Raw genomic sequence first — 10,587 nt, forward strand, 5'->3', positions numbered from 1 at the left:
GCACTGTCGATCCGGATTGGTGCACTGTCGATCGGGATTGCTGCACTGTCGACGTGGGTGACCTCGACTCGTTCTGACCGAGCGCTCCGCCTCAAGGGGGAGGACCGCCCCCTGGAGCCGGCCGAGGATCAACCGCGCGGGGGATCCGGAGGAGGTGGGCGGCATACGAGACTGGCGTGAACGCAACGACCGGAAGGGACTCCAGTGCTCGAGATCCAGCACCTGACGCGCCGCTTCGGCGAGCACGTGGCCGTGGCCGACGTCAGCTTCACCGTCGCGGACGGGCGTCTGACGGGCTTCGTCGGCGGCAACGGCGCGGGCAAGACGACGACCATGCGGATGGTCATGGGCGTGCTCGCGATCCACGGCGGCGAGGTCCACTGGGACGGACGTCCCATCACGCCGGAGGACCGGCGCGCGTTCGGCTACATGCCCGAGGAGCGCGGCCTCTACCCGAAGCAGCCCGTGCTCGACCAGCTCGTCTACCTCGGCCGGCTGCACGGCTTGGCGGCGGCCGTGGCACGGACGACCGCGACCGACCTGCTGGAGCGGTTCGGGCTGGCCGACCGCGCCAGGGACAAGGTCGAGTCGCTCTCGCTCGGCAACCAGCAGCGCGTCCAGATCGCCGCCGCGGTCATCGCCGACCCGGTCGCGCTCATCCTGGACGAGCCCTTCTCCGGCCTCGACCCCCGGGCGGTCGACTCGATGGTCGACCTGCTGCGCGAGTACGCCCACCGGGGCGTGCCCGTCCTGTTCTCCTCGCACCAGCTCGACCTCGTCGAGCGGCTCTGCGACTCCCTGGTGATCCTCTCGAACGGCCGCGTCGTCGCGAGCGGAACGGCCGAGCAGCTGCGCCGGTCGGGGCGGGTGCGCCACCGGCTCGTCCTCGGCGGCGACGCCGGCTGGGTCCGCGACCTGGGTGACGTCACCGTCGTCGACGTCGACGGCCCGACCGCCCTGCTCGAGCTGCCCGACGAGACGGCCGGCACCCGGCTGCTCACCGAGGCGTTGCGCCGCGGGAGCGTGCACGAGTTCGCCCCCGTCATCCCCACCGTGTCCGAGATCTACCGCGAGGTGACCGCATGACGCTCACGACCGACACCAGCACCCGCACCGAGCGCCCCGCCCCGCCGCCCCGGTCCGCCCAGGGGGTCGACCGTGCCTGGCAGGTCGTGGCCGCCCGCGAGATCTGGGTCAAGCTGCACGACAAGAACTTCCTGATGTCGACGTTCTTCACGATGCTCCTGATCGCGGGCGTGTTCGGCATCCAGGCCTTCTTCGCCGGCAAGCCGCACGAGGCCACGATCGCGGTGACCAGCCCGGCCGCCGCCACGATCGTCAGGCAGGCGCAGGATGCCGGCGCGGCCGCCGAGGCGAACCTCGCCTGGACGGTCAAGACGGCCCCCGGCGAGTCCGCCGCGCTCGCCCTGGTCCGCTCCGGCGACGCCGACGTGGCCCTGCTGCCCGGCTCGCCCGGCTCGGCCGGCTCTGAGTGGCGCCTGGTCGGCGACCGGGAGAAGGACGACACCGTCGCCACCTGGGTCGGCAAGGCCGTGGGCGAGCACGTGCTGGCCGAGCACGCGGCCGCGCTCGGCACGACCGCCGACCGGCTCACGTCCGGCTCGACCGTCGGCTACGACCTGCTCGACAAGGACTCCCGCGACCCCGGGTTCGTCAACGCGGTCGGGCTGATCTTCGCCTTCCTGTTCTACATGGCAGCCCTCATCTTCGGCATGCAGATCGCACAGAGCGTCGTGGAGGAGAAGCAGTCGCGCATCGTCGAGATCCTCTCGGCCGCGATCCCGATCCGGCACCTGCTCGTCGGCAAGATCGTCGGCAACGTCGTCATGGCCCTCACCCAGCTCGCGCTCTTCCTCGGCGTGGGCATGGTCGGGCTCTCCATGAGCCCGTGGTCGTCCCTGCTGGGCCCGGTTGCCGGCGCGGCCGGATGGTTCCTGGTGTTCTTCCTCGTGGGCTTCGCGGTGCTCGCCGCGCTCTGGGCGGTGGCCGGCTCGCTCGCGACCCGGCACGAGGACCTCCAGTCGACCTCCACACCGGTCACGACGCTGACCATGGTCATCCTCTTCGGCGGCATCTTCCTGACCGGCACCTGGCAGGTCATCGCCTCCTACGTGCCGCTGATGTCCGTGGTCGCGATGCCCATCCGGCTCGCCTCGGGCACCGCTGCCTGGTGGGAGCCCGTGGTCTCGATCGGGATCACCCTCGGCCTCGCCGCCTTCCTGGTCCGCCTCGCCGCCCGCGTCTACAGCCGCTCGGTCATGCAGACCGGAGCCCGGCTGACCCTGCGCCAGGCGATGAGGCTGCAGGGGTAAGGCTGCAGGGTTGAGCGCCGGTACCGTAGCCGCATGACCAAGCGGATGCTCTGCCTCGACCTCGACGGGACGACACTGCTGCATACCGGCGAGCTCACCGAGGGCGTGCGGTCGGCCGTGCGGGCGTTGCCCGACGAGGTCGAGGTGGTCATCGCGACGGGCCGGTCGATCATCGCGACCACTCCGATCATCGAACAGCTCGGCCTGCGGCACGGGTTCGCGGTCTGTTCCAACGGGGCCGTGACGCTGGAGATCAACCCCGACCCCCCGGGCGGCTACTCGGTCGCCGACACCGTGACGTTCGACCCCCGCCCCGTGCTGGAGCGGCTGCGCGAGGCCATGCCGGAGGCCCTGATCGCCGTCGAGGACCTGGGGGTCGGCTTCAAGGTCTCCCGCCAGTTCCCGGACGGCGAGCTCATGGGGATCACCCGCGAGGTGTCCTGGGAGGAGCTGGTCAGCGAGCCGGTCACCCGCGTGACGCTGCGCCAGCCCGAGACGACCCCCGAGGAGTTCCTCGCGCTGGTCGAGCGGGCCGGTCTGCACGGCGTCACGTATGCCGTCGGCTGGTCGGCCTGGCTCGACATCAACCCCGAGGGCGTCTCGAAGGCCTCGGCACTCGAGCTGGTGCGCCGCCGCATCGGGGTCGAGCCACCCCATACGGTCGCCTGCGGCGACCAGCGCAACGACCTGGAGATGCTCTACTGGGCGGCCTGGGGCGTCGCCATGGGCAACGCCCCCGACGAGGTCAAGGCCGTGGCCGACGAGGTCGCCGGCGACGTCGACGACGACGGTCTCGTCCCGATCCTCGAGGCGCTCGCCGCGTCCGTCCGCGCCGGCGTGCCGTTCCGGGAGGGGACCGAGTCCCGGGCGACCGCTCGGTTCACCGCCTGAGACGGGCACCCTGCAGCATGCCGATCGTCTACCTTCACGGCGTCGCGATCCGGGACGACGACGAGGCGCTCGCCCGGGCCGGCAAGTGGTTCCGGGAGGTGCCGTGGCCCACGATCGAGGACCACCTTCGTGAGCACGTCGCCCCGGTCCTGTCGGACGACTCCGCGCAGGTCCCGGTGACCCGGATCTACTGGGGCGACCTGGGGGCCCGGTTCGCCTGGGGCGGACGCTCGCTCGTGTCCCACCCCATCCCGGACGAGCCGGCCGTCATCCCGCAGCCGCGCGGCAAGGCCCGGACGCGCGCGGCGCGGGCGCTGCGCGAACAGAGCCGGCGCACCATCCGCGAGACCGTCACGGCGCTGCGCCGCCCGGTGGAGGACTTCCTGCCCACCTTCATCGGCGACGTGCTGACCTATGTCGCCGGGCGGGGCACCGCAGCGGATCCGGGACCGATCCCGCGGCGGGTCCTGGCCGGCCTCGATGACGCCGCCCGCGTCGCCGCGGCCCGCCACGAGCCGCTCGTGGTCGTGACGCACAGCATGGGCGGCCAGATCCTGTATGACGCTCTCACCCACTTCATCCCCCGGACGCCGTCGCTGCGGCACATCAGGGTCGACTTCTGGTGTGCGCTCGGCTCGCAGGTGGGCTTCTTCGAGGAGCTCGGGCTGTTCCTCGAGAGCGACCCCGGCCACGGCCGGAAGACCGGCCGGCTCACCCCCTGCCCGGCCGCGGCATACCTCGGCGGCTGGTGGAACGTGTGGGACCACGCCGACCTGCTCAGCTTCCGGGCCGAGGGGATCTTCGACGGCGTCGACGACACCCCCTTCTTCGCGGCCGGGAGCCTGGCCACCGACCACAACCGCTACCTGGACCACCCCGACGTCTACCGGACCCTGGCCGAGAAGGCCCGCGCCGGCCTCGACGCCGACCCGAGGGCGCCCCGGCGGCGGTCCGGTGGCGAGGGCCGGCAGCCTCCTTCGCCGCAGGAGTGAGCAGTCGCGGCGTCGGCGCGTGTTTGCCGGGGGTATCACGGCCGCCGGCTGGCACACTCTGGGTACAGAGCAGGAGGTGTCTCATGGTCATCCACGAGAGCTGTCCGGGCTACCCCGCGGAGCCGTTCGCGTCGCTGGTCGCGAGCTATCCGGGCCAGGACGCCTATGCACCAAGCGACTTCCGCGTCGAATGGGGCCCGGTGTTCCACCGTGGGCGGCTCGACGGTTCGGCTCGCGTGCTCCTGCTCGGGCAGGACCCGGCGGCGCACGAGGCCATCGCGCGCCGCATCCTCGTCGGTGAGGCGGGGCAGCGCGCCCAAGGACTGCTGCACAAGATCGGCATCGCGTCGGGCTACGTCATGGTCAACGTGTACCTGTACAGCGTCTACGGACAGGCGGCGGGCAACCGGCACGTCGCCGACGAGGGCATCACCGAGTACCGGAACCGGTGGCTGGACGCGCTGCTGATCGACTCGGGCGTGACCGCGGTGGTCGCCTTCGGGCAGCTGGCCGAACGGGCCTTCGGGCTCTGGGCGGCTGCGCGTCCCGAGGCGGCCGCCCGGCTCCATCTGGCGGCGGTCAAGCACCCGACCTACGCCGAGGGGGCCGCCCGAGGCAGCGGGCTGCCACTGGCGGTGACGACGGCCCGGCAGCTGGCCGACTGGAACGCCCATCTCGACGGCCTGCGGGGCGCGGTCGTGCCCGATGGTGACCTCGACGCGACGCCCTACGGGCAGACCTGGTCGCAGACCGACCTCGTCGAGATCCCGGAGCGCGACCTGCCGGCCGGCGTACCGGCGTGGTGGCGCTCGCTCGAGTCGTGGGCGGTGCGGGCCGGCGCCGACCCCGAGGAGAAGCGGGCGACGATCAGGGTGGCCGTGCCGAAGGGGGCCAGGCCATGGCCGCAGCCTTGAGCGGGGACGGTCGCCGAGGCCTGCCCGACGACCCGTTCGAGCGGGCCTACACCCGGGGTGTCACCGAGGAGCTGGCGCCGCCACCCGCTCGTGAGCGAGCCCTGCCGCCAGTGCCGTTCGCGCTGCACGGCGCGGTGATCACGCCGGACGGAGCCTGGTCCAGCGGCTACGTCACGGTGGCCGGTGGCGTCATCGACCGGGTCAGCCGCCGCAAGCCGTCGTCGGTCGAGGTCCTCGAGACGGACGGCGTCGTCCTGCCCGGGCTGCTCGACCTGCACGGCCACCCCGAGTTCAACGTCTTCGCCGCGTGGGAGCCGCCGAAGCAGTACGCGAACCGCTACGCGTGGCGCCGGTCCAAGGAGTACCGGGCGCTCGTGCGGGACCCGCAGAACCGGCTGATCGAGCAGCTGCCGGCCCACACGCAGACCCGGTATGCCGAGGTGCGGGCCCTCGTGGGCGGCGTCACCGGGGTGCAGGGTGCCTCCGGGGCCAGCACGTCGAAGTCGGAGCCGCTGGTGCGCAACATCGACGCGTGGGTCTTCGGCGCCCACCGGGCCCGGTCGCTCATCGACCTGCCCTCCGGCTCGTTCGGGCTGCCCACGTTCAACCGCATCCTCGAGCGCATCCGGGCCGGGGAGGTCAACGCGTTCTACCTGCACCTGTCGGAGGGAGCCCGGGGGGACGGCGTCAGCGCCAGGGAGTTCCGGCGCTTCCTGGACCTGGGCGGCGCCACCGCCGCGACCAACCTCATCCACGCGACCGCCCTGACCGACGACGACCTGCACACCGTCGCCGAGGCCGGGTGCCGGCTCGTCTGGTCGCCGCAGTCGAACCTGCGTCTCTACGGCGAGACGACCCTGGCCGGAGCGGCGCTCGCCGCCGGGATGCCGCTCGCACTCGGGGCCGACTGGCTGCCGTCCGGCTCGACCAGCCTGCTGGCCGAGCTGAAGGTGGCCCGGCGCCAGCTCGCCCTGCAGGACCACCCGGTGGCGGCGGCCGACCTGGTCGCGATGGTGACCTCGGTCGCCGCTCGTGTCGCGGGCCTGGACGAGCACCTCGGCTCGGTCGCGGTCGGGCGTCCCGCGGACCTGCTCGTCCTCGAGCGCCACCACGCGGACCCGTACGAGAGCGTCTGTCTGGCCGACCCGTCGTGGGTCGAGCTCGTGACGGTCGGCGGTGACATCACCTACGCTCGCCGGGACTGGTTCGACCGGCTGTCGGCGGCCGCGGCCGGACGCACCATCGAGGACCTCGTGGCCTGGGGCAAGCCGATGCGGCTCGACACCGGCTTCCAGGGTGGCGACGACGTGCCGGCCCTCAGCGAGGTGCGGGCGGCGCTGGTGCAGGCCTACCCGCCGGTCGGCCCGATCTTCGCGTAGCCGCTCCCGGGCCACGAGAACTGGGACCGGTTGCAGCTGTCGTGGCGGGGTGGGGGCGCGGGCCACGAGAACTGGGACCGGTTGCAGCTGTCGTGGCGGGGCTGGGGCCCGGGCCATCGAGCATCCCGCGCACAATTTGCTATCGGCGCCATACTGCGCACATGAGTCGCGCGCCGAACCCGTACCGCCCCGGTTTCAACGCCCCGCCGCCGATCTTCGTCGGGCGTGACGGGGTGCTCGCGTCCGTGTCCGAGGCCCTGGACGTGGCCGCGCTCGACGGGCGTACCCCCCGCCCGCTCATCCTGACCGGCACGCGGGGGGTCGGCAAGACCGTGGCGCTCGGTGCGGCCGCCGCCCTCGCGGCCGAACGGCTCGGCTGGCCGACGGTGCACGTCGAGGTCAGGCCCAAGCGACCCTTCACTCCACTGCTGGTCGAACGGTTGCAGGCGGCCCGGGCCGGCCTCGAGCACACGACCGGCAAACCCCGCCGGAGCACCCGCGTCACGGGCGGCAAGGTCTCCGCCGCGGCCCTCGGGGTCGGCGCGGAGGTCATGATCGAGCGGGCCGCCGACCCGGGCGCCGCACCCGCCGACCCGATCGGGCAGGCGCTGACTGCGACCATGCTCGCAGCGATGCGGGTCGGCGCCGGGCTGCTGCTCACCCTCGACGAGGCGCAGCTGGCCACCCGCGAGGAGCTCGCCGCGTTCACCGCGGTCCTGCAGGAGCACATGGCCGACGACTGGCCCCTCGTGGTCCTGGTCGCCGGGCTGCCCTCGCTGCGCGACCCGAACCGCTCGGTCACCTACCTCGAGCGCGGCGAGTGGCGGGAACTCGGCCTGCTCGACCGGTCCGACGCACGGCGGGCCCTCGTCGAACCCGCCGCCGACGCCGGACGCCCCATGGACGCCGCCGCCGCCGACGTCCTCGTCGAGGCGTCCGGGGGTTACCCGTATGCCGTCCAGCTCTACGGGCACCACGCGTGGCGTGCCGCTGCGGCCGGCTCACGCATCACCGTCGGGCACGCCCGCGCCGCCCTCGACGCGGCCCGGCGTGAGCTGGAGGAGGGCCTCTACGTGTCGCGCTGGAACGACGCCTCCCCGCGCGAACGGGAGTACCTCGCCGCGGCGGCCGCCCTCGTCGTGCGCACCGGCGAGGCCAGCGGTCCGCAGGTGGCCGCCGAGCTGGGCAAGGCCCAGAGCAAGGTCTCCTACCTGCGCGACCGGCTCCTGAAGAAGGGCACCCTCTACGCCGAGGGCCCCAGACTGCTCTTCCTCACGCCAGGCATGGCCGAGTGGATCGTCAGGCACTGAGGGGGGTGAGGGCTGCCACCACGAGGACTGCGTTCGGGGTGGGTTCTCGTGGGTGTCGGGGGCTGCGGGCCACGAGAGCTGCGCTTGGTGCGGGTTCTCGTGGTGGTCGGGGGCTGCGGGCCACGAGAGCTGCGCTTGGTGCGGGTTCTCGTGGGTGTCGGGGCCGCCGTAGGTTCGGCTCCGCTCGGACAGCGCGCGCTGGGCTGGACGGTCGGCTCAGCAGGCACCGACTGCACGGTGCGAGCCGCCCGGGCAGCGCGCCGGTCGCCGTGCCACACCGGCTCGACCGACATCGCGCCCACTCGACCCGGGAGCCCGAACATGACCCGAACGTGACCGTGTCCCGCCTCCAACACGGCTGCGCGACCGTGGACCCATGAGAACACCACGAGCTCCCCGGCCTCGCCGGATCCTGGCGCTGGGCGGCGCGCTCCTCCTCTCGGCCGGGACGCTGGGCGCCTGCGCCACGCCTTCCTCGACCGATGCGTCGTCCGCGGGCCCGGCAACGCGACAGGTCACCGCCGACCCGGACCCCAGCACGATGGAGCTGGTCGGCGCCGGCAGCACGACCGAGGCAGGCAGCACGACCCAGGGCGGCGGCGCCACCCGCGGGTGGCCTGCGCCGCGCCGGCTGCGTCACGTGCTGCACGCGACCTGGGTGACCGGTGGGCGCACACCGACCACGCACGAGGCGATCCGCGGTGAGGTCACCGCTGTGTCGGCGTCCTCGATCACCGTCAGGGCCCGGGACGGGGTTTCGCTCACGTTCACCGTGACGAGCTCGACCAAGGTCCGCGAACGTCACGACGGCACCGGCCAGGACTCCACGATCGGGCAGGTCGAGGTCGGCGATCGGGCCCTCGTCAGCGGGGTGCAAGCCGCGACGCTGACGGCTCGGCACGTCGTCTACGGGATGCCGAAGCGGTCGTCGGCACGGCCCAACGCGGCATCCGTCGCCCCGTCGGTGACCCGGCCCACGTGACGCGTCGGCCCGGCGCCCCCGGCGACCCGGCCGGCCTGACCGGCCGTGCCGGTGTCCCCGGAAGCCCAGCCGGCCTGAGCCACCTGCCCAGTCATGGCGAACCGGTCGCCCCGGGCCCGTCCCGGTGTCCCCGGAAGCCCAGCCGGTCTGAGCCAACCTGTCCGGTCACGGTGAACCGGTCGCCCCCGTAGCCGTGCCGGTGTCGTCGGAGACCCGGCCGGCCTGGGCCGCCGGTCCGGTCACGGTGAACCGGGCGCCACCCTCGGGGGCGTGCCCGGCGGCGACGGTGGCCCCGAGCAGGGCCGCCAACCGGGCCACGATCGCCAGGCCCAGACCGGTACCAACGGGCCGCACGCCCCGATAGCGCTCGTGCAGGACGGCCGGCTCGAAGGCCACGGCGATGTCCTCGTCGGTCAGGCCGGGTCCACCGTCGCGCACCTCGACGACCCAAGCCCCGGGCGGGCCCGACCGGTCACCTGGCCTGACCTGCAGCACGACCGGCCGGCCGGCGGGGGTCACCCGGAGCGCGTTCTCCAGCAGGCCCTCGACGAGCTGGCGCAACCGCGTCGCGTCGGTCAACGCCCACACGGGTGGCGCGTCGTGCTCGAAGCGCCACCCCACTCCGGCAGCCTGGCATCGGGCCTGCCACACCGACTCCACCTCGTCCCCCAGACCCACCAGGTCGACCCGGGACAGGCTGACCGACGGCTGCTCGGCGCGCAGCCGGGCCAGGTCGAGCAGGTCGGCCACGAGCCGCTCCAGCCGGGCCGTCTCCCCGACGAGCACCTCGCCCACCCGCGCCGTGTCCTGCGGCGGAACCACTCCGGTCGCGAGGGACTCGGCGTACCCCCGGATCCCGGTCAACGGGGTGCGCAGGTCGTGGGAGACGGTGAGCAGGAAGTCGCGCTGGCGACGTTCCGACCGGGACAGCGAGGACGAGAGCGCGTTGAGCGCCGTCGCGACCTCGGCCACCTCGACCGGACCGTCCACCGGCACGGCGAGGTCTCGCTGTCCCGCCGCCAGCAGCCGCGCGACCGAGGCCGTGCGCCGCAGCGGCCGGGCGAGCCGCCGTGAGACGACGACACTCACGCCCACGGCCACCAGGGCGGCCAGCCCCAGGGCCAGCATCACCCGGCGCACCAGTCGGTCGTCCGCGGCGGTCGCGTCGGACTGCCGCTGCACCAGCAGGATCCCGCCGCGGGTGGTGGGCCGCCCCTCGAGCAGCACCCGGGCACCGCCGACCACCTCGCTGCCGGAGACGGCCCGGCCCGAGAGCAGCACCGCGCGTCGCTCGGGCGTCAGCGCCGCCCGGGCGAGGGGGCTCGTGGCGGTGACCCCACCGCCGGGCCCCACGCTGGCCGACTGCACGCCGAGCGAGCCCAGCGCGCGCACCGCCCGGGCCTGCGCGGCCAGGCCCACGCCCTCGTCGACCCGCGCGGCCGCGCTGTCGGCCGTCCGGGCCAGCGTGACCCGGGCCGACTCGGTGATCGTCGCCCGGGTCAGCCCCACGGTCAACAGCCCGGCCAGCAGCGCCGTCACCACGGCGATGCCGACCGCGAGCAGCCCGGTCTGGTGGGCCAGCGTCCGGCGGTGCCGCCCTCTTGGCCCACCCGGTGTCGGGTGGGCCGGACCCTCGGGCACGGTCCGTCCTGTCCCGGCCCGCGCCGGGTGGGCCGGACCCTCGGGCACGGTCCGTCCTGTCCCGGCCCGCGCCGGGTGCGCCGGACCCCCGGTCACGACCCGTCCTGCGCGAGCCCGCCGCCCCCGTGCGGGTCGGCTGCCCCGC

At 73.9% G+C, this 10,587-nt stretch carries 9 protein-coding genes; 8 read left to right on the forward strand and 1 reads right to left on the reverse strand.

What is annotated here, in order from left to right:
• The first annotated feature begins 204 nt into the window (after positions 1–204).
• The 8 genes from WMI84_RS13995 to WMI84_RS14030 all read left to right on the forward strand — a co-directional run bounded on the left by WMI84_RS13995 (position 205) and on the right by WMI84_RS14030 (position 8,801).
• Positions 205–1,086, forward strand: coding sequence for an ATP-binding cassette domain-containing protein (locus WMI84_RS13995; protein WP_347354182.1), 882 nt, complete (start codon positions 205–207; stop codon positions 1,084–1,086).
• On the forward strand, positions 1,083–2,333 hold the full coding sequence (locus tag WMI84_RS14000) for an ABC transporter permease (protein ID WP_347354183.1): 1,251 nt from the start codon (positions 1,083–1,085) through the stop codon (positions 2,331–2,333). Before WMI84_RS13995 ends, WMI84_RS14000 begins: the two co-directional genes overlap by 4 nt.
• A 33-nt stretch (positions 2,334–2,366) precedes the next feature.
• Entirely contained in the window at positions 2,367–3,224 is an 858-nt protein-coding gene (locus tag WMI84_RS14005; RefSeq protein ID WP_347354185.1) for an HAD family hydrolase, read from the forward strand.
• A gap of 17 nt (positions 3,225–3,241) precedes the next feature.
• Positions 3,242–4,216 (forward strand): hypothetical protein, encoded by a 975-nt coding sequence (locus WMI84_RS14010; protein WP_347354186.1) that lies wholly within the window; start codon positions 3,242–3,244, stop codon positions 4,214–4,216.
• 83 nt (positions 4,217–4,299) lie between these two features.
• A complete protein-coding gene (locus tag WMI84_RS14015; RefSeq protein WP_347354187.1) occupies positions 4,300–5,130 on the forward strand; it encodes a uracil-DNA glycosylase family protein in 831 nt (276 codons plus the stop codon).
• The gene (locus WMI84_RS14020; RefSeq protein WP_347354189.1) at positions 5,115–6,509 is read left to right on the forward strand and encodes an amidohydrolase family protein; all 1,395 of its coding nucleotides are present in this window, start codon (positions 5,115–5,117) and stop codon (positions 6,507–6,509) included. Before WMI84_RS14015 ends, WMI84_RS14020 begins: the two co-directional genes overlap by 16 nt.
• A gap of 161 nt (positions 6,510–6,670) precedes the next feature.
• Positions 6,671–7,819 (forward strand): AAA family ATPase, encoded by a 1,149-nt coding sequence (locus WMI84_RS14025; protein WP_347354191.1) that lies wholly within the window; start codon positions 6,671–6,673, stop codon positions 7,817–7,819.
• Between the two features lie 376 nt (positions 7,820–8,195).
• Positions 8,196–8,801, forward strand: coding sequence for a hypothetical protein (locus tag WMI84_RS14030; protein ID WP_347354192.1), 606 nt, complete (start codon positions 8,196–8,198; stop codon positions 8,799–8,801).
• A 165-nt stretch (positions 8,802–8,966) separates the two neighbouring features.
• Here the strand turns inward: WMI84_RS14030 and WMI84_RS14035 are convergent.
• Positions 8,967–10,587 (reverse strand): HAMP domain-containing sensor histidine kinase (locus tag WMI84_RS14035; RefSeq protein WP_347354194.1); only part of this gene is annotated, 1,621 nt, incomplete at its 5' end.

This window comes from Intrasporangium sp. (assembly GCF_039812505.1).
Taxonomy (GTDB): Bacteria; Actinomycetota; Actinomycetes; order Actinomycetales; family Dermatophilaceae; genus Intrasporangium_A.